The sequence below is a fragment of the Pseudomonas sp. GW821-FHT09E12 genome (genome assembly GCF_059416085.1).
The window spans coordinates 197400-223130 of sequence record NZ_JBWKOM010000010.1 but is presented as its reverse complement, the minus strand read 5'-3'; the positions used below and the strand labels follow the sequence as shown (position 1 = coordinate 223130).

The window sequence follows — 25731 nt, the reverse complement described above, 5'->3', positions numbered from 1 at the left end:
GCTAGGCAAACCTCGCGCGGGGCCGGGCTTTTCCCTTCAGGGCTTTTCACCTCAGGACTTTTGCCCCACCAGGCTGTCCACCGACGGCACCCGGGTGTCGCTTTCCATCTGTGTGTCGTGTTCCAGCTGATGGCTGAAACGGTCCAGGGAGCCCTGGGCCGGCTGTGCGTCGCTGGCGAACACCGGCGGGCTGAGGATGTAGGCGCCCAGCAGGCGGCTGAGGGCCGCCAGGCTGTCGATATGGGTGCGCTCGTAGCCGTGGGTGGCGTCGCAACCGAAGGCCAGCAGGGCGGTACGGATATCGTGGCCGGCGGTGACCGCCGAATGGGCATCGCTGAAGTAGTAGCGGAACAGGTCGCGGCGTACCGGCAATTCGTGTTCCGTGGCCAGGCGCAGCAAGTGGCGCGACAGGTGATAGTCGTAAGGCCCGCCGGAGTCCTGCATGGCCACGCTCACCGCGTGCTCGCTGGAGTGCTGGCCGGGGGCGACCGGGGCGATGTCGATGCCGACGAATTCGCTGACGTCCCAGGGCAGGGCCGCCGCCGCGCCGCTGCCGGTTTCTTCGGTGATGGTGAACAGCGGATGGCAGTCGATCATCAGTGGCTCGCCGCTGTCGACGATGGCCTTGAGCGCGGCCAGCAGCGCCGCGACCCCTGCCTTGTCGTCGAGGTGGCGGGCGCTGATATGGCCGCTTTCGGTGAACTCCGGCAAGGGATCGAACGCGACGAAATCGCCGACGCCGATGCCCAGCGACTCGCAGTCGGCGCGGGTGGTGCAGTAGGCGTCCAGGCGCAATTCGATGTGGTCCCAACTGATGGGCATCTCGTCCACCGCGGTGTTGAAGGCGTGCCCGGAGGCCATCAGCGGCAACACGCTGCCACGCAATACGCCGTTGTCGGTGAACAGGCTGACTCGGCTGCCCTCGGCGAAACGGCTGGACCAGCAGCCGACCGGGGCCAGGGTCAGGCGGCCGTTGTCTTTCACTGCGCGCACGCTGGCGCCGATGGTGTCCAGGTGCGCCGAGACGGCGCGGTCCGGGCTGTTCTTCTGCCCCTTGAGGGTGGCGCGAATGGTGCCGCGGCGGGTCAACTCGAAGGGAATGCCCAGTTCTTCCAGGCGCTCGGCCACATAACGCACGATGGTGTCGGTGAAGCCGGTGGGGCTGGGAATGGCGAGCATTTCCAGGAGGACTTTCTGCAGGTAGTTGAGGTCCGGTTCGGGAATCGATCGGGTCATGGAAACTCCTGATGATGAAAAGGCATCGCGAGCAAGGCGGCGATCCCTGTAGGAGCGAGGCTTGCCCGCGATGAGGCCGCGACGGTCAGCACAAGGCTTTCAAACCGCCGGCTGGCTGTGGGGAAACAGCAGGTCGACAAAGCGCTCGGCCGTCGGCTGCGGTTCATGGTTGGCCAGGCCGGCGCGCTCGTTGGCCTCAATGAACACGTACCGCGGCTGGTCCGCCGCCGGCACCATCAGGTCGAGGCCGACCATCGGGATATCCAGCGCCCGCGCCGCGCGGATCGCGGCGTCCACCAGTTCCGGATGCAGAGTCGCGGTGACATCTTCCAGGGTGCCGCCGGTATGCAGGTTGGCGGTGCGCCGCACGAACAGCCGTTCGCCGGCCGCCAGGATGCTGTCGTAGCCGTGCCCGGCGGCGTGCAGGGTGCGCTGGGTTTCATGGTCCAGGGGGATCTTGCTTTCGCCGCCGGTGGCGGCCTGGCGACGTCGGCTTTGCGCTTCGATCAGCTGCCTGATGGAGTGCTGGCCGTCGCCGATCACCTCGGCCGGCCGGCGAATGGCGGCGGCAACCACCTCGAAGCCGATCACCAGGATGCGCAGGTCCAGGCCCTCGTGGAAGCTCTCGAGCAACACCCGGCTGTCGAACCGCCGGGCGTTGTCGATCGCCTGTTGCACTTCTTCGATGGTGCGCAGATCCACGGCCACACCTTGGCCTTGTTCCCCGTCGAGTGGCTTGACCACCACCCGTTCATGCTCGTCGAGAAACGCCAGGTTGTCGTCGGCGTTGCCCGCGAGTTGTTGCGCCGGCAGGTTCAGCCCGGCCTGTTTCAGTACCTTGTGGGTCAGACTCTTGTCCTGGCACAGGCTCATGCTGATGGCGCTGGTCAGGTCGCTGAGGGATTCACGGCAACGCACCCGGCGGCCGCCATGGCTGAGGGTGAACATCCCGGCTTCGGCGTCGTCGACCTGCACGTCGATGCCGCGGCGATGGGCTTCCTCGACGATGATCCGCGCGTAAGGGTTGAACTGCGCCTCGGGCCCGGGGCCGAGGAACAGCGGCTGGTTGATGCCGTTCTTGCGCTTGATGGCGAAGGTCGACAGCGTGCGGAAACCCAGCTTGGCGTACAGGCACTTGGCCTGGCGATTGTCGTGCAGCACCGACAGGTCGAGGTAGCTCAGGCCACGGCTCATGAAGTGTTCGATCAGGTGCCGGACCAGCACTTCGCCGACCCCCGGGCGGGTGCAATGCGGGTCCACCGCCAGGCACCACAGGCTGCTGCCGTGCTCCGGATCGTGGAAGGCCTTCTGGTGGTCCAGGCCCATGACGCTGCCGATCACCGCGCCGCTGTCTTCGTCTTCGGCCAGCCAGTACACCGGCCCGCCGGCATGGCGCGGGGTCAGCAGGCTCGGGTCGACCGGCAGCATGTTGCGGGCCAGGTACAGCTGGTTGATGGCCTGCCAGTCCGCCGCGCTCTGCGCCCGACGGATGCGGAAGCCGCGAAACACCCGGGTGGCCTGGCGGTAGTCGCTGAACCACAGGCGCAGGGTGTCCGACGGGTCGAGGAACAACTGGGTCGGTTCCAGGCCGAGGATCTGCTGGGGTGCGGCGACATACAGGGCGATGTCGCGTTCGCCGGGGTGTTCGTTGAGCAGCTCCTCGGCCAGGCTCGTCGGGTCGGGAAAGGTATGGCCGATCAGCAGCCGGCCCCAGCCGCAATGCACGGCAATCGGGTCGGTGCCGAGGGCGCTGCGATCTTCGGCGAAACGCGCCTGCAGACGCTCGTAGGAGGGCGCCTGACCGCGCAGCAAGCGTTGGCTGTAAGCCGTGGCATGGGGTTTCATGGTCAGATTCCTTGTTCGCTGAGCCACAGGTTCAGCGCCGCCAGTTGCCACAGCTTGGAGCCGTGCAACGGCGTCAGCTGGCCTTGTGGATCGGTCAGCAGGCGGTCGAGCATCGCCGGGTTGAACAGGCCGCGGTCCTGGCTCGGGTCGAGCAGCAGTTCACGTACCCAGTCCAGGGTGGCGCCCTGCAGGTGCTTGAGGCCAGGCACCGGGAAGTAGCCTTTCTTGCGGTCGATCACCGCGCTGGGGATCACCCGCCGCGCGGCTTCCTTGAGCACCTGCTTGCCGCCATCGGGCAGTTTGAACCGGGCCGGCACCCGCGCCGACAGCTCCACCAGCCGGTAGTCGAGGAACGGCGTGCGCGCCTCCAAGCCCCAGGCCATGGTCATGTTATCCACACGCTTGACCGGGTCGTCGACCAGCATCACCGTGCTGTCCAGGCGCAGGGCTTTATCCACAGGCGCGGCAGCGCCGGGCTGGGCGAAATGCTCGCGGACGAAATCGCCGGCGGCGTCGTTGGCGGTCAGCCACTGCGGCTGCACGGTGGCCGCGTAATCGTCGTAGCTGCGGTCGAAGAACGCCTCGCGGTAGGCCGCGTAGGGATCGCTGGCGCCCTCCACCTGCGGGTACCAGTGGTAACCGGCGAACAGTTCGTCGGCGCCCTGGCCGCTCTGCACCACCTTGCAGTGCCTGGCGACTTCCCGCGACAGTAGGTAGAAGGCGATGCAGTCGTGGCTGACCATGGGTTCGTTCATGGCGCGGAACGCCGCCGGCAGCTGTTCGATGATCTCGCGCTCGTCGATGCGCAACTGATGGTGATCGGTGCCGTAGTGTTGGGCGATCAGGTCCGAATACTGGAACTCGTCGCCGCGTTCGCCGCCGGCATCCTGGAAGCCGATGGAGAAGGTCGACAGGTTATCCACCCCGACTTCCCGCAGCAGGCCGACCAGCAGGCTCGAATCGACGCCGCCGGACAGCAGCACGCCGACATCCACTGCCGCCCGTTGGCGGATCGCCACGGCTTCGCGGGTGCTGTCGAGTACGCGGTCGCGCCAGTCTTCCAGGGTCAGCCCGGTTTCATCGGCGCGCGGGCCGTAGGGCAGGGTCCACCAGGTTCGCTGCTCGGTGCGGCCGTCGGCTTCGATGCGCATCCAGGTGGCCGGCGGCAGTTTCTCGATGCCCGCCAGCAGGGTGCGCGGCGCCGGCACCACGGCATGGAAGTTCAGGTAATGATTGAGCGCCACCGGGTCGAGCAGCGGGTTGATGTCGCCGCCCTTGAGCAGCGCCGGCAAGGCCGAGGCGAAACGCAGGCGCTGACCGGTGCGCGACAGGTACAGCGGCTTGACGCCCAGGCGGTCGCGGGCGATGAACAGGCGCTTGGCGTCCCGCTCCCAGATGGCGAAGGCGAACATGCCGTTGAGCCGCGGCAGCAGCTCGGCGCCCCAGGCGTGATAGCCCTTGAGCAGCACCTCGGTGTCGCCGCCGGAATAAAAGGCGTAGCCCAGGCTTTCCAGCTCGGCGCGCAGTTCTGGGAAGTTGTAGATCGCGCCGTTGAAGGCCAGGGACAGGCCCAGTTGGTTGTCGATCATCGGCTGGGCCGAGCCGTCCGACAGGTCCATGATTTTCAGGCGCCGATGGCCCAGGGCTATCGGGCCCTGGCTATGGAAACCCCAGGCGTCGGGGCCGCGAGGGGCGAGGTGGTGGGTAATTCGTTCAACCGCTGCCAGGTCGGCGGGTTGATGATCAAAACGTAGTTCTCCAGCTAATCCGCACATAAGTCCTTACCGGTTTTTCCGTTGGGGAGGGGTGAATCGCGACCGGCCAGAAATGGCAGGTACCCGGAAACTGACCCAGGTGATCCCCTGGAGTTTTAGACCGATGGGTTATAAGCGGCGGGGCGCAAGTGCGTTGCGGGCTGGGGCAAAGGCCTTGATCTGCCTGGAGTTTTGCCGTGCGGGCAGGGCCCGTGGGCGTTTGCGGGAGATGGCCAAGCGATGCCAGGGCGGCTGGCATCGCTGCTTTATTTCATGGCTTGCCGCGAATCAACCGACGCAAGGCAAAGCGATTGGGGTGACAGGCTTCGGCCACGCTGCGCGGCAGGGGCAGCGGTTCGTTGTCCAGCCAGGCGGCCAGCAACTCGCCCGACAGCGGCGCGGTGATCAAGCCGCGCGAGCCGTGGCCGCTGTTGATATACAGGCCGTCCAGCCAGGGGCAGGGCAGGTCCGGAACCTGGCGCGCGTCCTTGCCCAGCACCGCGTAGACCTCGGCGAATGCCGCCTGGTCCGCCAGGGGACCGACGATCGGCAGATAGTCCGGGCTGGTGCAACGGAAGGCGGCCCGTCCTTCGAGGGTTTGCGCTTGCAGCCGATCGGCTTCCAGGCGTTCCACCAGGTCCTGGGAGATCTCTTCGAGCATTTGCAGGTTGCCCGCATGCTCGGCGGCGGTGGGTGTCAGGTCTTCGCTCTTGAAATCGAAACTGGCACCCAGGGTGTGTTCGCCCAGTCGCGCGGGGGCGACATAACCCTCGGCGCACACCACGGTGGCCAGGCTCTGGCTGCGCGCGGTCTGCGGCAGGCGGGTGATCTGCCCGCGGATGCGCTTGAGCGGCAGCTCGGCGCTGGCGGGAAAGCGTTTGATCTCGGCGGCGCCGGCGAGGATCACCACCTCGGCACTGGCCAGCAACCGCTCGCCGTCCCAGGCCTGCCACTGGCCATCGCCCCGGCGCAATTCCACTACATCGTGGTGGGGCAGCAGGCGAATCCGCGGGTGTGCGGCTTGCCACTGGCACAGGGCCGGCGGATGCACCCAGCCACCTTCCGGGTAGAACAGCCCACCGTGGGCCAGGCCGACGCCGGCCAGGGCCTGGGCCTGGGGTTGGTCCAACTGATGCAGCAGGTCCGCCGGGAAGGCCGCCGCCAACTGCGCCTGGCGCTCGGCTTCCTTGGCGTTGAAGGCCAGTTGCAGCACGCCGCAGCTGTCCCAGTCGACGCCCCGTTGCAGCTGTTCGAGCAGGCGCCGGGTGTAGCCGAAACCGCTGAGGATCATCTGCGACAGGGCGGTGCCGTGGGCCGAGAGTTTCAGGTACAGCACGCCCTGGGGATTGCCCGAGGCCTCCTGGGCCAGTTGCCCGTGGCGCTCCAGCAGGCTGACCCGCCAGCCCCGCGCGGCGAGGCTGGCGGCGCTGGCGCAACCGGCCAGGCCGGCGCCGATCACCAGGGCGTGTTTGTCCTGGATTTGTTGCGTGGGGCGAGCGAACCAGGGCTTGCTGGCGGCAGGCAGCGGCGTGTCTTCGGGCCAGCCGAGAAACTCGCCGCGCAGCACTTCCCACTTGTGGCCGATGCCCGGGGTGCGCTTCATCTTGAAGCCCGCGGCATTCAGCAGGCGGCGCACCCAGCCGGTGCTGGTGAAGGTGCTGATGCTCGAACCCGGCGCGGCCAGGCGCGCCAGTTCGGCGAACAGCTCGGCGGTCCACATCTCGGGGTTTTTCGCCGGGGCGAAGCCGTCGAGGAACCAGGCGTCGACCTGCCCGTCGAGTTGCGGCAATTGCTCCAGGGCATCGCCGACCAGCAGGGTCAGGGTGACCCGGCCCTCGTCCAGCACCAGGCGCTGAAAGCCCTGGTGCACCGCGACATAGGCGCGCAACAGGCGCTCGGCCAGCGGCCCCAGTTCCGGCCACAGGGCCAGGGCGCGCTGCAGGTCGGCTGGCGTCAGCGGGTACTTTTCCACGCTGATGAAATGCAGGCGTGCGCTGGGGTCAGCCTGTTGTTCGAACAACTGCCAGGCGCAGAGGAAGTTCAAGCCGGTGCCGAAGCCGGTTTCGCCGATGACGAAGCAGCCACTGGGCGGCAACGCGGCAAAACGCTCGCGCAGGCGGTTCTGTTCGAGAAACACATGGCGGGTTTCGTCCAGGCCCGACTCGGTGGAGAAATACACATCGTCGAAGACCCGCGAACGCGGGCGACCCTGGTCGTCCCAGTCGAGCTGGGCGTGGGGCTGGGGAGGGGGCAATTCGGCGCTCATGTTCGGCTCGGTAGCGGCAAGGCGGCCATTCTAGCCGATCGACACACCGGGTAATGATCCACGGCAATAAGCGGTATGTTCGGGGCCGACAAAACCTAGGTCGATCCGCTAGTCTTGCTCCATCTTGCCAGGGAGTCGCTCATGTTCGAATCTGCCGAAATCGGTCACGCCATTGACAAAAAAACTTTTGACGCCGAAGTCCCGGCCCTGCGCGAAGCCCTGCTGGAGGCCCAGTTCGAGCTGAAGCAGAAAGCCCGTTTTCCGGTGATCGTGCTGATCAACGGCATCGAAGGCGCCGGCAAGGGCGAGACGGTGAAACTGCTCAACGAGTGGATGGACCCACGCCTGATCGAGGTCCGTACCTTCGACCAGCAGACCGACGAAGAACTGGCGAGGCCACCGGCCTGGCGCTACTGGCGGATGCTCCCGGCCAAGGGCCGCATGGGGGTGTTTTTCGGCAACTGGTACAGCCAGATGCTCCAGGGGCGGGTGCACGAACTGTTCAAGGACGGCCGTTTCGACCAGGCCATCGCCGGCGCCGAGCGCCTGGAAAAGATGCTCTGCGACGAAGGCGCGCTGATCTTCAAGTTCTGGTTCCACCTGTCCAAGAAACAGATGAAGGCCCGCCTCAAGTCCTTGCAGGACGACCCGCTGCACAGCTGGCGCATCAGCCCGCTGGACTGGCAGCAGTCGGAGACCTACGACAAGTTCGTCAAATACGGCGAGCGGGTGTTACGCCGCACCAGCCGCGACTACGCGCCCTGGCATGTGATCGAAGGCGTGGACCCGCATTACCGCAGCCTGGCGGTGGGCAAGATTCTCCTCGAGGGCCTGCAGAGCGCGCTCAACCGGCCGACGCTCGAAGTCGAGTCCCATGTGGCGCCGCTGGGCGAGGCCGTCGACAAGTTGACCCTGCTCGACAGCCTGGACATGAGCCAGCAACTGGACAAGGACGACTACGAGGAGCAACTGATTACCGAGCAGGCGCGCCTGGCCGGCCTGCTGCGCGACAAGCGCATGCGCAAGCACGCGTTGGTGGCGGTTTTCGAGGGCAATGACGCGGCCGGCAAGGGCGGGGCGATTCGCCGGGTAGCGGCGGCGCTGGACCCGCGCCAGTACAGCATCGTGCCGATTGCCGCGCCGACCGAGGACGAGCGGGCCCAGCCGTATCTGTGGCGCTTCTGGCGGCATATTCCGGCGCGGGGCAAGTTCACCGTGTTCGACCGTTCCTGGTACGGCCGGGTGCTGGTGGAGCGGGTCGAGGGCTTTTGCAGCCCGGCGGACTGGTTGCGCGCCTATGGCGAGATCAACGACTTCGAGGAGCAGCTCGAGGACGCCGGGGTGATCGTGGTCAAGTTCTGGCTGGCGATCGACAAGCAGACCCAGCTGGAGCGTTTCCAGGCCCGTGAAGAGATTCCGTTCAAGCGTTTCAAGATCACCGAGGACGACTGGCGCAACCGCGACAAATGGGATGCCTACCGCGCCGCCGTCGGCGACATGGTCGACCGCACCAGCACCGAGGTCGCGGCCTGGACCCTGGTGGAGGCCAACGACAAGCGCTGGGCCCGGGTCAAGGTATTGCACACCCTCAACCGCGCACTGGAAGAGGCATTCGACAAGTCCGAGAAAAAGGACAGGAAAGGCAAGAAGGACAAGAAATAACCGCCGCGGGTTGTGAGCGGGTCACTGGATAAACCCAGCACCGCGATGGTTTTGCATACGCCGGATGAATGATCGTCGCGGCCGGGCAAGGGCTGGATCTATGCTCGAGCCACTCACAACCGACAACAAAAATGAGGTATGCCATGCGTGAAGTGGTGATCGTCGATAGCGTGCGGACCGGCCTGGCCAAGTCCTTTCGCGGCAAGTTCAACCAGACCCGTCCGGATGACATGGCCGCCCATTGCGTCAATGCGCTGCTGAGCCGCAACGGTATCGACCCGGCCAGCGTCGAGGACTGCATCGTCGGCGCCGGTTCCAACGAAGGCGCCCAGGGCTACAACATCGGGCGCAACGTCGCGGTGCTGTCGCGCCTGGGCACCGGTACCGCGGGCATGACCCTCAACCGTTTCTGTTCGTCCGGCCTGCAGGCGATCGCCATCGCGGCCAACCAGATCGCGTCCGGTTGCAGTGACGTCATTGTCGCCGGCGGGGTCGAGTCCATCAGCCTGACGATGAAAAGCGTTAACACCGACAACCTGATAAACCCGCTGCTCAAGGAGCAGGTGCCGGGCATCTATTTCCCCATGGGCCAGACCGCCGAGGTGGTCGCCCGGCGTTATAACGTGAGCCGCGAGGAGCAGGACCTGTATGCCCTGCAAAGCCAGCAGCGCACTGCGGCGGCCCAGGCGGCCGGACTGTTCGACGACGAGATCGTGGCGATGGCGGTGAAGTACCGGGTCGAGGACAAGAACAGCGGCCAGGTGCAGATTCTCGACGGTGTGGTCGATCGCGACGACTGCAACCGCCCAGACACCACCCTGGAAAGCCTGGCCGGTTTGAAACCGGTGTTCGCCGAAGACGGCTCGGTGACCGCCGGCAACTCCTCGCAATTGTCCGATGGCGCCTCCATGACCCTGGTCATGAGCCTGGAGCGGGCCCTGGCGCTGGGGCTCAAGCCCAAGGCGTTCTTCCGCGGCTTCACCGTGGCCGGCTGCGAGCCGGACGAAATGGGCATCGGCCCGGTGTTCTCGGTACCCAGGCTGCTCAAGGCCAAGGGCCTGCAAGTGGACGACATCGACCTCTGGGAGTTGAACGAGGCCTTCGCCTCGCAATGCCTGTACAGCCGCAACCGGCTGCAGATCGACAACGCCAGGTACAACGTCAACGGCGGCTCGATTTCCATCGGCCACCCGTTCGGCATGACCGGTTCGCGCCAGGTCGGCCACCTGGTGCGGGAACTGCAACGGCGCAACCTGCGCTACGGCATCGTCACCATGTGCGTCGGCGGTGGCATGGGCGCGACCGGGTTGTTCGAAGCGGTGCGTTAAGCCGTCAGACGGGGTGGAACCTATCGCGGGCAAGCCTCGCTCCTACAGAATGGTGGTGCTTCTGTAGGAGCGAGGCTTGCCCGCGATGCTTTTTGCGACCTGCACCATCCTGTTTACGTTCCCCCTCCAACTGTCTCTGTGTAAGTCACGGCCCCGGGCCTAGAATGCGGGCTCTCTCCATCAGGCTTTTGGGGGTCGCATGCACATCTCGTCCGGTCGCTGGGTCTACGGCTTGTTCCTCGCACTGCTGACGGCGCTGCTGTGGGGCATCTTGCCGATCAAGCTCAAGCAAGTGTTGCTGGTGATGGACCCGGTGACCGTGACCTGGTTTCGCCTGTTGGTATCCGGTGGTTTCCTGCTGATCTACCTGGCGGCGGTCAAGCGCTTGCCCAGTTGGCGCGTGCTCGGGCCGCGCGGCGGCTGGCTGGTACTGATGGCGGTTTGCGGGCTGGTGGGCAACTACGTGCTGTACCTGATGGGGCTGAACCTGCTGAGCCCCGGCACTGCGCAACTGGTGGTGCAGATGGGGCCGATCCTGCTGCTGATCGCCAGCCTGTTTGTGTTCAAGGAGCGTTTCAGCCTGGGGCAGGGGATTGGCCTGGCGGTGCTGCTGATCGGTTTCGGGCTGTTTTTCAATCAGCGCCTGACCGAGCTGCTGACGTCCTTGAGCACCTACACCGCCGGTGTGCTGACGGTGCTCGCCGCCTCGGCGGTCTGGACCTTCTACGCCCTGGGCCAGAAGCAGTTGCTGACGGTGTGGAATTCCTTGCAGGTGATGATGGTGATCTACCTGTTCTGCGCGCTGTTGCTCACCCCGTGGGCCCATCCTCTCGAAGCGCTTGAATTGAGCCCGCTGCAAGGCTGGCTGTTGCTGGCCTGCTGCCTGAATACCCTGATCGCCTACGGTGCGTTTGCCGAAGCGCTGGCCCATTGGGAAGCGTCGCGGGTCAGCGCCACGCTGGCGATCACGCCCTTGGTGACCTTCGCCGCAGTGGCGATGGCGGCCTGGTTGTGGCCCGAATATGTGCATGCCGAACAGATCAACGGCCTGGGGTATGGCGGGGCGGTGCTGGTGGTGCTGGGGTCGGCCTTGACGGCCCTGGGGCCGTCGCTGATGGCCGGGCTCAAGGCGCGGCGGGTGCGTATGGACGTGCCGCAGAGCTAGGGCGCGTTCTCGTCGATCGCAGGCAAGCCCCTATCCTGTAGGAGCGAGGCTTGCCCGCGATAGCGTCTGTTCAATCACCGCCTTCCATCAGCCCTGCTTGCCAGCCTCCAGCATGTTTTCCGGACGCACCCAGGCATCGAACTCTTCGTCCGTCAGGTAACCCAGCTCCAGGGCCGCTTCACGCAAGGTGCGGTTCTCGGCATAGGCTTTCTTGGCGATCTCGGCGGACTTGTCGTAGCCGATATGGGTGTTGAGGGCGGTGACCAGCATCAGCCCGCGTTCCAGGTGGTCGGCCATCTGCACCGGGTCGGGCTCCAGGCCGGCGATGCAGTGCTGCTGGAAGTTGCTGCAGCCGTCGGCGAGCAAGCGCACCGATTGCAGCAGGTTGTGGATGATCACTGGCTTGAACACGTTCAGTTGCAGATGGCCCTGGCTGGCGGCGAAGCCGATGGCCACGTCGTTGCCCATCACCTGGCAGGCCAGCATCGACAGGGCTTCGCACTGGGTCGGGTTGACCTTGCCCGGCATGATCGAGCTGCCCGGTTCGTTGGCCGGCAGCCTGACCTCGGCCAGCCCGGCCCGTGGCCCGGAGCCCAGCAGGCGCAGGTCGTTGGCGATTTTCATCAGGCACACCGCCAGGGTCTTCAGCGCGCCGGAGAGGGTGGTCAGGGGTTCGTGGCCGGCGAGGGCGGCGAACTTGTTCGGCGCGGTGACAAACGGCAGGCCGGACAAGGCCGCCAGCTCGGCGGCGATCGCCTCGCCGAAACCATGGGGCGAGTTCAGTCCGGTGCCGACGGCGGTACCGCCCTGGGCCAGCTCGCAGACCGCTGGCAGGGCCGCGCGAATGGCGCGCTCGGCGTAGTCCAGTTGCGCGATGAAGGCCGACAGCTCCTGGCCGAAAGTGATGGGGGTGGCATCCATCATGTGGGTGCGCCCGGTTTTCACCAGCTTCATGTGTCGTGCCGCGAGTTCGGCCAGGCCGCCGGACAGCTCGGCGATCGAGGGCAACAGATGCTGCTGCACCGCCTGGGCCGCGGCGATGTGCATTGCCGTGGGGAAGCAGTCGTTGGAGCTTTGCGAGCGATTCACATGGTCGTTGGGGTGCACCGGGGTCTTGCCGCCGCGCGGGTTGCCGGCCAGTTCGTTGGCGCGACCGGCGATCACCTCGTTGACGTTCATGTTGCTCTGGGTGCCGCTGCCGGTCTGCCAGACCACCAGTGGGAACTGGTCGTCATGCTGGCCGTCCAGCACCTCGTCGGCGGCTTGTTCGATCAGGCGGGCAATGTCGGCCGGCAGATCGCCGTTGCGGTCGTTGACCCGGGCCGCGGCCTTCTTGATCAACGCCAGGGCATGCAGGACCGACAGCGGCATGCGCTCGTTGCCGATGGCGAAGTTGATCAGCGAACGCTGGGTCTGGGCGCCCCAATAGGCGTCGTCCGGGACTTCAACCTGGCCAAGGCTGTCGGTTTCGATTCGACTCATCGTGCTCACTCCTGTAGGTCTGATTGCGCAGTTTAGGCCGTGATCCACAGCCTGGGTTCCATAAAGCGCCTTTTGTGTCATTTGGTCGAGCAAATGCAGGCACCACAAGGCTTGGGGTTGAGCGACAGAGTTTTTTAGGCGCAGAATGGTCGCCCTTGGGGTTATACCTCGCCTGCTAGAAAAGGAAACTCGATGACTCGTCTTCGTGCCATATGTACCGCGGTTGTTCTGGTTTGTGCCAGCGGCCAGGTGCTTGCCGATACCGCCAGCCACAACGCCAGTGCCGAAGCTTTCCTGACCCTGGCGCACGCTGACAAGCTGGGCACTCCGGTGTACATGCAAGTGCAGCAAATGTTCGCCCAGCGTTTTGAACAGACCAAAGCCCCAGAGTCGAAAAAAGCCGTGCTGGAAACCTACCAGGCCAAGGCCAACGCCGCCCTGGACCAGGCCATCGGCTGGAACAAGCTGAAGCCGGACATGGTCAAGCTCTACACCAGCAACTTCAGCGAATCCGAGCTCAAGGACCTGGTGGCGTTCTACCAGTCGCCGCTGGGCAAGAAAGTCCTGGAAAAAATGCCGCAGCTGACCCAGCAATCGGCCCAGATGACCCAGGCCAAGCTGGAAAGCGCGGTACCGGTAGTCAACAAGCTGCTGGCCGACATGACCGCCGAACTCGAGCCTAAGGCCGCACCGGCGAAGAAGAAGTAAGCGGAGCCAGGAATGACCATGCAACAACGTATCGAATCGGCACTGGGCGCATTGCAGCCTGAGCATTTGCAGGTGCTGGATGAAAGCCACATGCACAGTCGCGGCCTGGAGACCCATTTCAAGGCCGTGCTGGTCAGCGAGCAGTTTGCCGGGCTCAACAGCGTCAAGCGTCACCAGAAGGTCTACGCGACCCTGGGCGAGCTGATGGGCCAGTTTCATGCGTTGGCGCTGCATACCTATACGCCAGAGGAATGGGCGAAGATCGGCGTGGCCCCGGCCTCGCCGACCTGCGCTGGCGGCAGCAAGCATTAACCACAGGTTTTTTGCTAGAATCCGCAACGCGCCGCTCAGTCGGCGCGTTTTTTTTTGCATCCGGTTCACCCTTTGCGAGGGTAGCCACCTGGAGAATTACCCATGACACAACAGATTGTCGTGGCGGCACTGTATAAGTTCGTCACCCTCGAAGATTACGTTGCCCTGCGCGAACCGCTGCTCAAGGCGATGCTCGACAACGGCATCAAGGGCACCCTGCTGATCGCCGAAGAAGGTATCAATGGCACCGTTTCCGGTAGCCGCGAAGGCATCGACGGGCTGCTGGCCTGGCTCAAGAACGACCCGCGCATGGTCGACATCGATCACAAGGAATCGTACTGCGACGAGCAGCCGTTCTACCGCACCAAGGTCAAGCTCAAGAAAGAGATCGTGACCCTGGGCGTACCCGGCGTCGACCCGAACAAGAAGGTCGGCACCTATGTCGAACCGCAGGACTGGAACGCGCTGATCAGCGACCCGCAAGTGCTGCTGATCGACACCCGCAACGACTACGAGGTTTCGATCGGCACCTTCGAAGGTGCCATCGACCCGAAGACCACCAGTTTTCGCGAATTCCCCGACTACATCAAAGCCAACTTCGACCCGAGCAAGCACAAGAAAGTCGCGATGTTCTGCACCGGCGGCATTCGTTGCGAGAAAGCTTCGAGCTACATGCTCAGCGAAGGCTTCGGCGAGGTCTTCCACCTCAAGGGCGGTATCCTCAAGTACCTCGAAGAGGTGCCGCAGCAAGAGAGTAAATGGCAGGGCGACTGTTTCGTCTTCGATAATCGGGTGACCGTGCGTCACGACCTCAGCGAAGGCGACTACGATCAATGTCATGCCTGCCGCACGCCGGTAAGCGTCGAGGATCGCGCCAGCGAGCACTATGTGCCGGGTATCAGTTGCCCGCACTGCTGGGACACGCTGAGCGAGAAAACTCGCCGCAGCGCCATCGACCGGCAGAAGCAGATTGAACTGGCCAAGGCTCGCAACATGCCGCACCCGATCGGTTACAACTACAAGCAATCTTCTTCCGAGGCCTGAGCCATGTCTGCCCGCCTGCTCTATGTGATGGACCCGATGTGTTCGTGGTGCTGGGGCTTCGCTCCAGTGGCCGAGGCCCTGGTCGAGCAGGCGCGGGCCGCGGGCGTCGAGTTGCATCTGGTGGTGGGCGGCCTGCGGACCGGCAGTGGCTCGGCACTGGAGCCGACCATCCGCCGCTATATCCTCGAACACTGGCAGGCGGTCACCGAGGCCACCGGCCAGCCGTTCAAGTTCGAGGGTGCCTTGCCCGACGGTTTTGTCTATGACACCGAGCCTGCGTGCCGCGCCATCGTCACGGCGCGCAGCCTGGCGCCGGATTGCGCCTGGAAACTCTTGCGCCTGATCCAGCGGGCTTTTTACGTCGAAGGCCGGGATGTCACTCGCGCCAGCGTTCTGGTGGAACTGGCCGAGGAAGCGGGCGTGCCGCGCATCGAGTTCGCCGAGGCGTTCGATCGCGCCGAGCAGCATGCCGCGACCGCCGCCGATTTCACCTGGGTCCAGGACCTGGGGATTGCCGGCTTCCCGACGATGCTGGCCGAGCGCAATGGCCAGCTGGCCTTGTTGACCAATGGCTACCAGCCCCTGAGTGAGCTGTCTCCACTGCTCGGCCGCTGGCTGGAGCGTGCCGCCTGTGCGTGATCCACAAGCGCCGGAACCCGTCGATCGCCTGAGCTGGGCGCAAGTCCGCCGGCTGGCACTGCAGCATAAAAAAGCCCTGTGGATCGCCAATGGCGTGGCCGTCCTGGCGACGCTGTGCAGCGTGCCTATCCCGTTGCTGCTGCCGCTGTTGGTGGACGAAGTGCTGCTGGGGCATGGCGATGCTGCGCTGAAGGTGATGAACCACGCCTTGCCCGCGGGCTGGCAGAGCGCCGCCGGCTACATCGGCCTGATGTTGTTGATCACCCTGATGCTGCGTTGCTCGGCGCTGCTGTTCAACGTGCTGCAGGCGCGGTTGTTTGCCGGGTTGGCCAAGGACATTGTCTATCGCATCCGTCTGCGGCTGATCGAGCGCCTCAAGCGCATTTCCCTGGGCGAGTATGAAAGCCTGGGCAGCGGTACGGTGACGACTCACCTGGTCACCGACCTCGACACCCTCGACAAGTTTGTCGGCGAAACCCTCAGCCGTTTTCTGGTGGCCATGCTCACGCTGGTGGGCACTGCTGGCATCCTGATGTGGATGCATTGGCAGCTGGCGCTGCTGATCCTGTTGTTCAATCCCCTGGTGATCTACGCCACGGTGCAGTTGGGCAAGCGGGTCAAGCACCTGAAAAAGCTCGAGAACGACAGCACCTCGCGTTTCACCCAGGCCCTGACCGAAACCCTGGATGCGATCCAGGAAGTCCGTGCGGGCAACCGCCAGGGCTTTTTCCTCGGCCGTCTCGGCCGGCGTGCCCAGGATGTGCGGGACTACGCGGTGGCTTCGCAATGGAAGAGCGACGCCTCCAATCGCGCCAGCGGGCTGCTGTTCCAGTTCGGGATCGATATCTTTCGTGCGGCGGCCATGCTCACCGTGCTGTTTTCCGATCTGTCCATCGGCCAGATGCTGGCCGTATTCAGCTACCTGTGGTTCATGATCGGCCCGGTGGAACAACTGCTGAACCTGCAGTACGCCTACTATGCCGCCGGTGGCGCGTTGTCGCGCATCAACGAGCTACTGTCGCGGGCCGACGAGCCGCAGTATGCCGGCGGTTTCGACCCGTTCCAGGGGCGCGAGACCGTGGGTATCGAAGTCAGCGGCCTGAGTTTCGGCTACGGCGACGAACTGGTGCTGGACCAAATGAACCTGTCGATCGAGCCGGGGGAGAAGGTGGCGATCGTCGGCGCCAGCGGCGGCGGCAAAAGTACCTTGGTTCAGCTGTTGCTGGGGCTCTACACACCGCAGGCGGGCGTGATTCGTTTTGGCGGCAAGACCCAGCAGGAAATCGGCCTGGAAACCCTGCGGGAAAATGTGGCGGTGGTGTTGCAGCATCCGGCGCTGTTCAACGACAGCATCCGCGCCAACCTGACCATGGGCCGCGAGCGCAGCGACGAGGCCTGTTGGCGGGCGTTGGAAATTGCCCAGTTGGACTCGACGGTCCGCGCCCTGGCCAACGGCCTGGACAGTGTGGTCGGCCGTTCCGGCGTGCGTCTGTCTGGCGGCCAGCGCCAGCGCCTGGCCATCGCGCGGATGGTCCTGGCCGAACCCAAGGTGGTGATCCTCGACGAAGCCACCTCCGCGCTGGACGCCGCCACCGAGTACAACCTGCACCAGGCGCTGACGCGTTTCCTCCATGGCCGGACCACGCTGATCATTGCCCACCGCCTGTCCGCGGTAAAACAGGCGGATCGGGTTCTGGTGTTCGATGGCGGGCAGATTGCCGAAGATGGCGACCATCAGCAGCTAATTGCCGACGGCGGCCTTTACGCCAAGCTTTACGGGCACTTGCAGCAAGTCCAGCGACCTTGAGTTTTATCCGGTTTTCTGTGCTTAGTGCTTGAATTCTCTGGTGGAAATGACCCTCCTGGGGCGCGGCCCTGTCGTGTCTTGACTGGCAGCGTGCTCGAACGTCACGGCCTGTGCGCTCGAAGCGGCGGAAATTAGCCTAGTCTGTGCTGTCAGGAGCGGTATTTCCTCGGGTGTTCATCTGGCAGTGCTTATGCAAGGGACCTCATGAAGCAAAAGCGGACTCTCGGAACGCCACGGTTATTGGGCATCGTCTGGCCATTTATTGCGGTGGTGTTGTTTCAAGCGCTGTTGGGTGGCCTCAGCTTATATGTCCTTTCGGCGGTACGTGGTTACGTTGCCGGGGAGAGCCTTTGGTCCAAGGGCCAGAAGGACGCCATCTACTACCTCAATCTCTACGCCGACAGCCGCGACGAATCGATCTTTCTGAAGTACCAGAATGCTATTGCCGTGCCTCAGGGCGGGCATGAGCTGCGGGTCGCGCTGGATCAGCAACCGCCCGACCTGAATGCCGCGCGGGCGGGGATTCTCAAGGGTGGCAACCACCCTGACGACAGCGACAGCGTGATCTGGCTGTACCTGAACTTCCGCCATTTCAGCTACCTGGAAAAAGCCATCGACCTGTGGACCGTGGGCGACAGTTATCTGGTGCAACTCGACAGCGTGGCCCATGAAATGCACCGCAGCATTACCAGCAACCAGGCCTCCGAAGCCGATATCCAGCGCTGGAAGAACCAGATTTTCGCCATCAACGATGGCGTGACGCCCGCTGCCAAGGCCTTTAGCGATGCTTTGGGCGAGGGCTCGCGGGTCATCCTGCGGCTGTTGCTGATCACCAACCTGGCCACCGCGCTGGGGCTGATTGTTCTGGCCTTGCTGCGCACCCATAAGCTGCTGGCCCAGCGTCATGAATTTGCCAGCGCCCTGCAGTTGGAAAAGGAACGGGCGCAGATCACCCTGCAATCCATTGGCGACGGCGTCATCACCACCGACGTGGACGGCGCCATCGCCTACATGAACCCGGCCGCCGAGGAAATGACCCACTGGAAGGCCGAGCAGGCCATGGGGCTGCCGCTGGCGGCCTTGTTCAATCTGCTGGATGAAAATGCCCAGACCGACGGCTTTACCCTGATCGAGCACATTCTCAGTGGCCAGCTCAGTGGTGGCAGCGAGCACTCGAAGCTGATCCAGCGCCTGGATGGCAGCACGGTGTCGGTGACCCTGGTCGGCGCGCCTATCCAGAACGCCGGCAAGGTCAGCGGTACGGTGCTGGTGCTGCACGACATGACCCAGGAGCGCCAGTACATCGCCAATCTGTCCTGGCAGGCGACCCACGACGCCTTGACTGGCCTGGCGAACCGTCGCGAGTTCGAATACCGCCTGGAGCAGGCATTGCACAGCTTGAGCCGGCAACCGGGGCGGCACGCCCTGATGTTCCTCGACCTGGACCAGTTCAAGCTGGTCAACGATACCTGCGGCCATGCGGCAGGGGATGAGTTGCTCCGGCATATCTGCGCCTTGCTCCAGTCGGGCCTGCGCGAGGGCGATACCCTGGCGCGCCTGGGGGGCGATGAGTTCGGCATCCTGCTGGAGAACTGCTCGCCGGAAGCGGCGGAAAAGATCGCCGAAGGCCTGCGCCAGACGGTGCAGAACCTGCATTTTGTCTGGAAGGGCCGGCCCTTCGTCACCACGGTCAGCATTGGCCTGGTGCATGTGGCGCAAACCCCGACCACCCTCGAAGCATCACTGCGGGCAGCGGACATGGCGTGCTACATGGCCAAGGAGAAAGGGCGCAACCGGGTCCAGGTCTATCATGCGGACGACTCGGAGCTGTCTCTGCGGTTCGGTGAAATGGCCTGGGTACAGCGTCTGCATATGGCCCTGGAGGAAAACCGCTTCTGTCTTTATGCCCAGGAAATAGCCGCTCTGGGTCATGTGGACCGGCTCGGCGGGCATATCGAGATTCTGCTGCGCCTGCACGACGAGGCGGGGCGGATGATCCTGCCCGACAGCTTCATTCCGGCCGCCGAGCGTTACGGCCTGATGACCTCCCTTGACCGTTGGGTGGTGGAGAATGTGTTCAAGATCATCGCCGAATGCATCCGCGAGGAACGCGAAGGGCCCCTGGCGATGTGTGCGATCAATCTGTCGGGCGCGACCATCGGTGACGAGGCTTTCCTGGACTTCCTGCGCGAGCAGTTCATCGTCCACGGTGTGCCACCGGACCTGATTTGTTTTGAAATCACCGAGACCAGCGCTATCTCCAATCTCGGCAGTGCGATTCGATTTATCAACGAGCTCAAGGGCTTGGGCTGTCACTTTTCGTTGGATGACTTTTGTGCGGGAATGTCGTCATTCGCTTATCTCAAACATTTGCCTGTAGACTTCCTCAAGATCGATGGAAGTTTCGTAAAAGATATGCTGGACGACCCGATCAATCGCGCGATGGTCGAGGTGATCAACCATATCGGTCATGTGATGGGCAAACGCACGATTGCCGAGTTTGTCGAAACACCGCAGATTGAGCAGGCATTGTTGGAGATTGGCGTGGATTACGCTCAGGGCTACCTGATCGAGCGCCCGCAACTCTTCACCTGCGACAGTCTGCAGTGCCGGCCTTCGCGACCACAGCCTCTGTTGTTCAAGGCTCCTGGCACGTTCCGTTGAATCTCTCGCTGATCCGTACCATCACCATCAAAAGGAGCCCCGACAGTGATCGACGCATTCAACAGAACCGGTCCGCTCATGGACGCTGCAAGTTATCCGGCCTGGGCCCAGCAGCTGATCCAGGATTGCAGCGAGAGCAAGCGCCGCGTGGTCGACCACGAACTGTACCAGCGCATGCGCGACAACAAGCTCAGCAACAAAACCATGCGTCAGTACCTGATCGGCGGCTGGCCGGTTGTCGAGCAGTTCGCCCTGTACATGGCGCAGAACCTGACCAAGACCCGCTTCGCCCGTCACCCCGGTGAGGACATGGCGCGGCGCTGGCTGATGCGCAATATCCGGGTCGAGCTCAATCATGCCGATTACTGGGTGAACTGGAGCCGCGCCCATGGCGTGAGCCTGGAAGATCTGCAGGCGCAACAGGTCCCACCGGAGCTGCACGCTTTGAGTCATTGGTGCTGGCACACCAGCTCCGCCGACTCATTGATCGTGGCGATCGCTGCGACCAACTACGCAATCGAGGGCGCCACGGGTGAGTGGTCGGCGCTGGTCTGCTCCTCCGGCGTGTATGCGGCGGCCTTTCCCGAAGAAGAGCGCAAGCGGGCGATGAAGTGGCTGAAAATGCATGCCCAGTACGACGATGCGCATCCTTGGGAGGCGCTGGAAATCATCTGTACCCTGGCCGGCATGAAGCCGAGCAAAGCCTTGCAGGGCGAGCTGCGCCAGGCGATCTGCAAGAGTTATGACTACATGTACCTGTTCCTGGAGCGTTGCATGCAACAGGAAAAGACCCCGGCGGCCCGTGAGCGGATGGCGCTGGTCGAAGGTTGAATGGCGGCCTCCGATGGAGGCGGCCCCAGCCATTCTCTCAGCCGGCCATCGCCAGGCGGTTGCGGCCTTCGCGCTTGGCCACATACAGCGCGCTGTCCGCACGGCGCAGCAGGCTGTCGGCTGATTCCCCTGGCAGCAGGGTCGAGCAACCCAGGCTGACCGTCAGCTCGATCAACTTGCCATCCGCCCAGTAATCCTTGGCCTGGGCCGCCTGGCGCAGTCGTTCTCCCACCATGGCGGCGGCATCGCGTCCGGTGTTGGACAGCAGGATCAGGAACTCCTCGCCGCCAAAACGAAACACCATGTCGACGTTGCGCAACTGCGCCTTGATGGCCGCGGCAACAGCCTTGAGCACTTCATCGCCGGCGCTGTGGCCGTGGCTGTCGTTGATTCTCTTGAAGTGATCGATATCCAGCATCAGCAGCGACAGTGGGTGCAGGTGGCGGCGGGTCATTTCGATTTCCCGTTGCAGCGTCTGGTCCATGGCGATCCGGTTGCCGGTATCGGTCAAAGGGTCGCGCAGGGCGCTACGGGTCGCGGCCCGATAGAGCAGAGCGTTGCGCATCGGATAAAGCAGGGTGGACAGCAGGGATTCCAGATGGCCCTGTTCTTGGTTGCTGAAACGCTGATTGCGCCGAAATACCAGCTCGCCCATGGTCTCGCCTTCATGGCTCAGGCTGTAGCTGATGGAGTGGCGGCCGCGCTGGCCGAACTCCAGGCGCAGGTCGCTGGGCTTGTGCTGGTAAACCAGGGCATCCAGGGGCACAAGGCGTTGGGTTTCGCGGAAGAACAGGCCGAGAATGCGTTGAGGCTCCAGGCTGGTCTGTAATTGCAGGCTCAGTTGCTGGCGCAACTGGGCAAGGCTGACCGGGCGTTGCAGGAGTGGTGGCTGCTGGCCAAAGCCCAGGCGTTGCAATTTGGCGCTATTGAAGTCAATTGCGTTGGTCTGGGTCGGTATTTTCATATGGCGTGAGCCCCTGGGCACGTAATGCAGTCTTACTGGCTGGGTGAGAGCGGCTCATGGCTGCACGTCATACTGTTCCATCAGTCCCGTAGGACAAGCGATCACAGTCTAATCCGCTTTACGGGCCGTTATAAGCCCCGACTCGATCGTCGCTGAGTTTCGCCAATACACTGCCTATTTGAGGGAGATGAGAGCGAAAGTCATGCCATTCGCTTCATCCGATTAAAACGCTTTTGAATTCAGCGGGTTGGCTGACAGTGCCAAGGCTTGGCGTGGCCCGGGGTGGCATTTGTCTGGCGATGACAGGGTGGAAGACTGCCGGGAAAGGAGTGCCGCGACGGTATTCCGCCGCGGCCAAAGAAAGGATTACTGGGCGTCGAATGCCTGGCCGTTGATCCCGGTACTGTCCGGACCCATGAGGTACAGGTAGACCGGCATAATCTCCTCGGGGGCCGGGTTGTTGCTCGGGTTTTCCCCCGGGTAGGCCTGGGCGCGCATGCTGGTGCGGGTAGCGCCCGGATTGACGCTGTTGGCGCGAACCGGTGCGACGCCGTCGACTTCGTCGGCCAGGGTTTGCATCAGGCCTTCGGTGGCGAATTTCGAAACGCCATAGGCGCCCCAGTAGGCACGGCCCTTGCGGCCAACGCTGCTGGAGGTGAACACCACCGAGGCGTCCTGGGACAGCTTGAGCAGCGGCAGCAGGGTACTGGTCAGCATGAACATGGCGTTGACGTTGACTTGCATCACCCGCATGAAGTTCTCGCCCGACAGCTGTTCCAGCGGTGTGCGCGGACCAATGATCGAGGCATTGTGCAGCAGGCCATCGAGGTGGCCGAACTCGGCTTCGACCATAGCAGCCAGTTCGTCGTACTGGTGCGGCAGGGCGGTTTCCAGGTTGAACGGAATCACCACCGGCTGAGGATGGCCGGCGGCTTCGATCTCGTCGTAGACCTGGGTCAGGTTGGCTTCGGTCTTGCCCAGCAACAGCACGGTGGCGCCATGGGCGGCGAAGGTCTTGGCGGCAGCGGCACCGATGCCACGACCGGCGCCGGTGACCAGGATGACCCGATCTTTGAGCAGTTCGGGGCGGGCGGAATAATCAAACATAAAAACCTCGGGAAATCAGAAGCGAAAGCCAGGGCATATCAGCAGCTGCACAGCGCCTGGTCCAGGACCAGGCGCAGTTCCAGCGGATGATCGACCACCACATCGGCGCCCCAGTGCTTGGGATTGTCGTCCGGATGGATGTAACCGTAGGTCACGGCGGCGGTCCTGGTGCCTGCGTCGCGGCCCGATTCGATGTCGCGCAGGTCGTCACCGACGAACAGTACGCTGGCCGGGTCGAGGTCGAGCATCTTGCACGCCAGGATCAATGGTTCCGGATCGGGTTTGCTGTTCTTCACGTGATCCGGGCAGATCAGCAGGGCGGAACGTTCCGCCAGGCCCAACTGCTGCATGATTGGCTCGGCAAAGCGCACCGGCTTGTTGGTGACCACGCCCCAGAGCAGATTGGCCTTCTCGATATCGGCCAGCAGCTCGGCCATGCCGTCGAACAGTTTGCTGTGCACCGCGCAATGCTTGAGGTAACGCTCCAGAAACTCCAGGCGCAGCTCCTCGAACCCCGGGGATTCCGGGTCCATCGAGAAGGTCACGGCGACCATCGCCCGGGCGCCACCGGAGATTTCGTCACGGATATGTTTGTCTGCGATCGGCGCCAGGCCGCGGTCGGCGCGCATGGCCTGGCAGATGGCGATGAAGTCCGGCGCGGTGTCGAGCAGGGTGCCGTCCATGTCGAAAAGAACTGCTCTGATACGCATGGGCTTATTCCTCCCGCAGGGTCTGGATCATGTAGTTGACGTCGACGTCGGCGGCCAGCTTGTAGTGCTTGGTCAGCGGGTTGTAGGTCAGGCCGATGATGTCCTTGACGGTCAGGCCGGCGTCACGGCTCCAGGCGCCCAGTTCGGAAGGTCGGATGAATTTCTTGAAGTCATGGGTGCCGCGCGGCAGCAGCTTCATGATGTATTCGGCGCCGATGATGGCGAACAGATAAGCCTTCGGATTGCGGTTGATGGTGGAGAAGAACACCTGGCCGCCGGGCTTGACCATGCGAAAGCACGCGCGGATCACCGAGGAGGGGTCCGGCACGTGCTCGAGCATTTCCAGGCAGGTGACGACGTCGAACTGCTCGGGCATTTCCTCGGCCAGGGCTTCGGCGGTTATCTGCCGATACTCGACGTTTACCCCGGACTCCAGTTGATGCAGTTGTGCCACCGCCAGCGGGGCCTCGCCCATGTCGATACCCGTTACCGTGGCGCCGCGCTGGGCCATGGCTTCGCTGAGGATGCCGCCGCCGCAACCGACGTCGAGGACTTTCTTGCCGGCCAGGTTGACGCGTTCGTCAATCCAGTTGACCCGCAGCGGGTTGATATCGTGCAGCGGTTTGAATTCGCTCTCGCGGTCCCACCAACGATGGGCGAGGGCTTCGAATTTGGCGATTTCGGCGTGGTCGACGTTACTCATGGGTAATCCTCTGAATCTGGAAAATTCTGGCTGTCGGTCTCGAGCCGGGGCTCGAGGGTTCCTGCTATTCGGTATGGCCGCTGATGCGCCGGCCCCAGGCTGTCGCCGTGGCGTGCAGCTGTTGTTCGTCCAGGCGCGTCAGGCGCCGGTCGTCGAGCAATTGCTTGCCGGCGACCCAAAGGTGTTTCACGCAATCGCGGCCGGTGGCATATATAAGCTGCGAAACCGGGTCATAGATCGGTTGCTGCGCCAGGCCGGACAGGTCAAAGGCCACCAGGTCCGCGGCCTTGCCGAGTTCCAGCGAGCCGATCTCGCTCTCCAGGCCCAGGGCCCGCGCGCCGTTGAGGGTGGCCATGCGCAGCGCCTGGTGGGCATTCAGGGCGGTGGCCGAGCCTGCCACGGCCTTGGCCAGCAATGCGGCGGTGCGGATTTCACCGAGCAGGTCCAGGTCGTTGTTGCTGGCGGCCCCGTCGGTGCCTACTGCAACATTGACGCCAGCCTGCCACAGCCGTTCCACCGGGCAGAAGCCGCTGGCCAGTTTCAGGTTCGACTCCGGGCAATGAATGACATTGCTATTGGTTTCTACCAGCAAAGCCAGGTCGTCATCGCTGATTTGGGTCATGTGTACGGCCTGGAAGCGCGGCCCGAGCAGTCCCAGTCGCGCCAGGCGGGCCAGGGGCCGCTCGCCGTGCCGGGCGACGGCCTGTTCCACCTCGAAGGCGGTTTCATGGACGTGCATATGAATGGAGGCATCGAGTTCTTCGGCAATGATCCGGATCTTCTCCAGGTTTTCGTCGCTGACCGTGTAGGGCGCGTGGGGACCGAAGGTGATCTTGATGCGCGGATGATGCTTGAGGTCGCTGAACAGCTCGACGCCCTGGCGGATGGCCTCGTCGGCGCTGTGGGCGCCCGGAATCGGAAAGTCGAGGACCGGAATGGCGATCTGCGCCCGAATGCCGCTGTTGTGCACGCGCTCGCTGGCAACCTTCGGAAAGAAGTACATGTCGGAAAAGCAGCTGATACCGCCTTTGAGTTGTTCGGCGATGGCCAGGTCGGTACCGTCGCGGACGAAGGCTTCATCGACCCATTTGGCTTCGGCGGGCCAGATGTGGTTCTCCAGCCAGGTCATCAGCGGCAGATCGTCGGCCAGGCCGCGGAACAGGGTCATCGCCGCGTGGCCGTGGGCGTTGATCAGGCCAGGGCTGAGCAGCATGCCCGGCAACTCGCGGACCTCGGCAGCCTGCAGCTTCAAGGCCGCGGCGCGCGGGCCGATGAACACGATGCGGCCGTCGCGGATACCCAGGCCGTGCTCCTTGAGCACCACGCCGGCCGGTTCAACAGGCACCAGCCAGGTCGGCAACAGGAGTAGGTCGAGCGCAACGACAGGGTTCGGCATCGAAGATCGGTTCCAGGGCGTTTGTGGAGGATGGCGAAGTATACCCGAGCGTCTTCGCCGGGGGATCGCTATAATCGGCGGCTTTTGTTCATGAGTGCGGGGTGAGGG

At 63.8% G+C, this 25731-nt stretch carries 20 protein-coding genes; 10 read left to right on the top strand and 10 right to left on the bottom strand.

Translation table 11 applies throughout. From position 1 onward, the window contains the following. Positions 1–51: 51 nt before the first annotated feature. The 4 genes from AC07PQ_RS26535 to mnmC all read right to left on the bottom strand — a co-directional run bounded on the left by AC07PQ_RS26535 (position 52) and on the right by mnmC (position 7089). Positions 52–1236, bottom strand: a complete 1185-nt coding sequence (locus AC07PQ_RS26535; RefSeq protein ID WP_087092386.1) for an osmoprotectant NAGGN system M42 family peptidase — start codon at positions 1234–1236, stop codon at positions 52–54. A gap of 99 nt (positions 1237–1335) precedes the next feature. Next, complete coding sequence (ngg, locus tag AC07PQ_RS26530) at positions 1336–3081, bottom strand: N-acetylglutaminylglutamine synthetase (protein ID WP_493186393.1); 1746 nt, start codon at positions 3079–3081, stop codon at positions 1336–1338. Positions 3082–3083: 2 nt separating this feature from the next. Beyond that, entirely contained in the window at positions 3084–4856 is a 1773-nt protein-coding gene (locus AC07PQ_RS26525; RefSeq protein ID WP_493186394.1) for an N-acetylglutaminylglutamine amidotransferase, read from the bottom strand. 250 nt (positions 4857–5106) lie between these two features. After that, the gene (gene mnmC / locus AC07PQ_RS26520; RefSeq protein ID WP_493186459.1) at positions 5107–7089 is read right to left on the bottom strand and encodes a bifunctional tRNA (5-methylaminomethyl-2-thiouridine)(34)-methyltransferase MnmC2/FAD-dependent 5-carboxymethylaminomethyl-2-thiouridine(34) oxidoreductase MnmC1; all 1983 of its coding nucleotides are present in this window, start codon (positions 7087–7089) and stop codon (positions 5107–5109) included. Positions 7090–7242: 153 nt separating this feature from the next. Between mnmC and pap the strand changes: the two genes are divergently transcribed. The 3 genes from pap to AC07PQ_RS26505 all read left to right on the top strand — a co-directional run bounded on the left by pap (position 7243) and on the right by AC07PQ_RS26505 (position 11256). Then, positions 7243–8763 (top strand): polyphosphate:AMP phosphotransferase, encoded by a 1521-nt coding sequence (gene pap, locus AC07PQ_RS26515; protein ID WP_493186395.1) that lies wholly within the window; start codon positions 7243–7245, stop codon positions 8761–8763. A gap of 143 nt (positions 8764–8906) precedes the next feature. Then, positions 8907–10091: a thiolase family protein gene (locus AC07PQ_RS26510; protein ID WP_007932234.1), complete on the top strand. Its 1185-nt coding sequence runs from the start codon at positions 8907–8909 to the stop codon at positions 10089–10091. Between the two features lie 199 nt (positions 10092–10290). Beyond that, complete coding sequence (locus AC07PQ_RS26505; protein ID WP_493186396.1) at positions 10291–11256, top strand: DMT family transporter; 966 nt, start codon at positions 10291–10293, stop codon at positions 11254–11256. Between the two features lie 87 nt (positions 11257–11343). Here AC07PQ_RS26505 and AC07PQ_RS26500 read toward each other — a convergent pair whose 3' ends face one another. After that, positions 11344–12738 (bottom strand): class II fumarate hydratase, encoded by a 1395-nt coding sequence (locus tag AC07PQ_RS26500; RefSeq protein ID WP_007932231.1) that lies wholly within the window; start codon positions 12736–12738, stop codon positions 11344–11346. 192 nt (positions 12739–12930) lie between these two features. Between AC07PQ_RS26500 and AC07PQ_RS26495 the strand changes: the two genes are divergently transcribed. From AC07PQ_RS26495 to AC07PQ_RS26465, 7 genes are all read left to right on the top strand, one after another. Further along, the gene (locus AC07PQ_RS26495; RefSeq protein WP_007932229.1) at positions 12931–13446 is read left to right on the top strand and encodes a DUF2059 domain-containing protein; all 516 of its coding nucleotides are present in this window, start codon (positions 12931–12933) and stop codon (positions 13444–13446) included. Between the two features lie 12 nt (positions 13447–13458). Then, positions 13459–13758 carry a BolA family protein gene (locus tag AC07PQ_RS26490; protein ID WP_007932228.1) on the top strand — a complete coding sequence of 100 codons (300 nt, stop codon included), beginning with the start codon at positions 13459–13461 and terminating at the stop codon, positions 13756–13758. Between the two features lie 102 nt (positions 13759–13860). After that, positions 13861–14802, top strand: a complete 942-nt coding sequence (trhO, locus tag AC07PQ_RS26485; RefSeq protein ID WP_007932227.1) for an oxygen-dependent tRNA uridine(34) hydroxylase TrhO — start codon at positions 13861–13863, stop codon at positions 14800–14802. A 36-nt stretch (positions 14803–14838) separates the two neighbouring features. Next, on the top strand, positions 14839–15441 hold the full coding sequence (locus tag AC07PQ_RS26480) for a DsbA family protein (RefSeq protein ID WP_493186460.1): 603 nt from the start codon (positions 14839–14841) through the stop codon (positions 15439–15441). Beyond that, positions 15434–17248 carry an ABC transporter ATP-binding protein gene (locus AC07PQ_RS26475; RefSeq protein ID WP_493186397.1) on the top strand — a complete coding sequence of 605 codons (1815 nt, stop codon included), beginning with the start codon at positions 15434–15436 and terminating at the stop codon, positions 17246–17248. The genes AC07PQ_RS26480 and AC07PQ_RS26475 overlap by 8 nt, the downstream gene beginning before the upstream one ends. Before the next feature lie 204 nt (positions 17249–17452). Then, complete coding sequence (locus tag AC07PQ_RS26470) at positions 17453–19912, top strand: EAL domain-containing protein (protein WP_007932218.1); 2460 nt, start codon at positions 17453–17455, stop codon at positions 19910–19912. A gap of 78 nt (positions 19913–19990) precedes the next feature. Beyond that, positions 19991–20743, top strand: a complete 753-nt coding sequence (locus AC07PQ_RS26465) for an iron-containing redox enzyme family protein (RefSeq protein ID WP_219734992.1) — start codon at positions 19991–19993, stop codon at positions 20741–20743. 37 nt (positions 20744–20780) lie between these two features. Here AC07PQ_RS26465 and AC07PQ_RS26460 read toward each other — a convergent pair whose 3' ends face one another. The 5 genes from AC07PQ_RS26460 to AC07PQ_RS26440 all read right to left on the bottom strand — a co-directional run bounded on the left by AC07PQ_RS26460 (position 20781) and on the right by AC07PQ_RS26440 (position 25623). Further along, a complete protein-coding gene (locus AC07PQ_RS26460; RefSeq protein WP_493186398.1) occupies positions 20781–21707 on the bottom strand; it encodes a GGDEF domain-containing protein in 927 nt (308 codons plus the stop codon). Positions 21708–22073: 366 nt separating this feature from the next. Then, the gene (locus tag AC07PQ_RS26455) at positions 22074–22814 is read right to left on the bottom strand and encodes a YciK family oxidoreductase (protein ID WP_007932214.1); all 741 of its coding nucleotides are present in this window, start codon (positions 22812–22814) and stop codon (positions 22074–22076) included. Positions 22815–22852: 38 nt separating this feature from the next. Continuing rightward, the gene (gene mupP / locus AC07PQ_RS26450) at positions 22853–23524 is read right to left on the bottom strand and encodes an N-acetylmuramic acid 6-phosphate phosphatase MupP (protein WP_493186399.1); all 672 of its coding nucleotides are present in this window, start codon (positions 23522–23524) and stop codon (positions 22853–22855) included. A gap of 4 nt (positions 23525–23528) precedes the next feature. Further along, positions 23529–24227, bottom strand: a complete 699-nt coding sequence (gene ubiG, locus AC07PQ_RS26445) for a bifunctional 2-polyprenyl-6-hydroxyphenol methylase/3-demethylubiquinol 3-O-methyltransferase UbiG (protein WP_007932212.1) — start codon at positions 24225–24227, stop codon at positions 23529–23531. A gap of 64 nt (positions 24228–24291) precedes the next feature. Then, positions 24292–25623, bottom strand: coding sequence for a TRZ/ATZ family hydrolase (locus AC07PQ_RS26440; RefSeq protein WP_007932211.1), 1332 nt, complete (start codon positions 25621–25623; stop codon positions 24292–24294). Positions 25624–25731: the final 108 nt, after the last annotated feature.

Excerpts from the sequence above, each read along its gene's own strand:
- ubiG (WP_007932212.1), bottom strand. The coding sequence starts at position 24,227 with ATGAGTAACGTCGACCACGCCGAAATCGCCAAATTCGAAGCCCTCGCC.
- AC07PQ_RS26470 (WP_007932218.1), top strand. The coding sequence starts at position 17,453 with ATGAAGCAAAAGCGGACTCTCGGAACGCCACGGTTATTGGGCATCGTC.
- AC07PQ_RS26495 (WP_007932229.1), top strand. The coding sequence starts at position 12,931 with ATGACTCGTCTTCGTGCCATATGTACCGCGGTTGTTCTGGTTTGTGCC.
- AC07PQ_RS26440 (WP_007932211.1), bottom strand. The coding sequence starts at position 25,623 with ATGCCGAACCCTGTCGTTGCGCTCGACCTACTCCTGTTGCCGACCTGG.
- AC07PQ_RS26500 (WP_007932231.1), bottom strand. The coding sequence starts at position 12,738 with ATGAGTCGAATCGAAACCGACAGCCTTGGCCAGGTTGAAGTCCCGGAC.
- ngg (WP_493186393.1), bottom strand. The coding sequence starts at position 3,081 with ATGAAACCCCATGCCACGGCTTACAGCCAACGCTTGCTGCGCGGTCAG.
- pap (WP_493186395.1), top strand. The coding sequence starts at position 7,243 with ATGTTCGAATCTGCCGAAATCGGTCACGCCATTGACAAAAAAACTTTT.
- mupP (WP_493186399.1), bottom strand. The coding sequence starts at position 23,524 with ATGCGTATCAGAGCAGTTCTTTTCGACATGGACGGCACCCTGCTCGAC.
- AC07PQ_RS26535 (WP_087092386.1), bottom strand. The coding sequence starts at position 1,236 with ATGACCCGATCGATTCCCGAACCGGACCTCAACTACCTGCAGAAAGTC.
- AC07PQ_RS26480 (WP_493186460.1), top strand. The coding sequence starts at position 14,839 with ATGTGTTCGTGGTGCTGGGGCTTCGCTCCAGTGGCCGAGGCCCTGGTC.
- trhO (WP_007932227.1), top strand. The coding sequence starts at position 13,861 with ATGACACAACAGATTGTCGTGGCGGCACTGTATAAGTTCGTCACCCTC.
- AC07PQ_RS26505 (WP_493186396.1), top strand. The coding sequence starts at position 10,291 with ATGCACATCTCGTCCGGTCGCTGGGTCTACGGCTTGTTCCTCGCACTG.
- AC07PQ_RS26490 (WP_007932228.1), top strand. The coding sequence starts at position 13,459 with ATGACCATGCAACAACGTATCGAATCGGCACTGGGCGCATTGCAGCCT.
- AC07PQ_RS26465 (WP_219734992.1), top strand. The coding sequence starts at position 19,991 with ATGGACGCTGCAAGTTATCCGGCCTGGGCCCAGCAGCTGATCCAGGAT.
- AC07PQ_RS26455 (WP_007932214.1), bottom strand. The coding sequence starts at position 22,814 with ATGTTTGATTATTCCGCCCGCCCCGAACTGCTCAAAGATCGGGTCATC.
- AC07PQ_RS26460 (WP_493186398.1), bottom strand. The coding sequence starts at position 21,707 with ATGAAAATACCGACCCAGACCAACGCAATTGACTTCAATAGCGCCAAA.
- AC07PQ_RS26510 (WP_007932234.1), top strand. The coding sequence starts at position 8,907 with ATGCGTGAAGTGGTGATCGTCGATAGCGTGCGGACCGGCCTGGCCAAG.
- AC07PQ_RS26525 (WP_493186394.1), bottom strand. The coding sequence starts at position 4,856 with ATGTGCGGATTAGCTGGAGAACTACGTTTTGATCATCAACCCGCCGAC.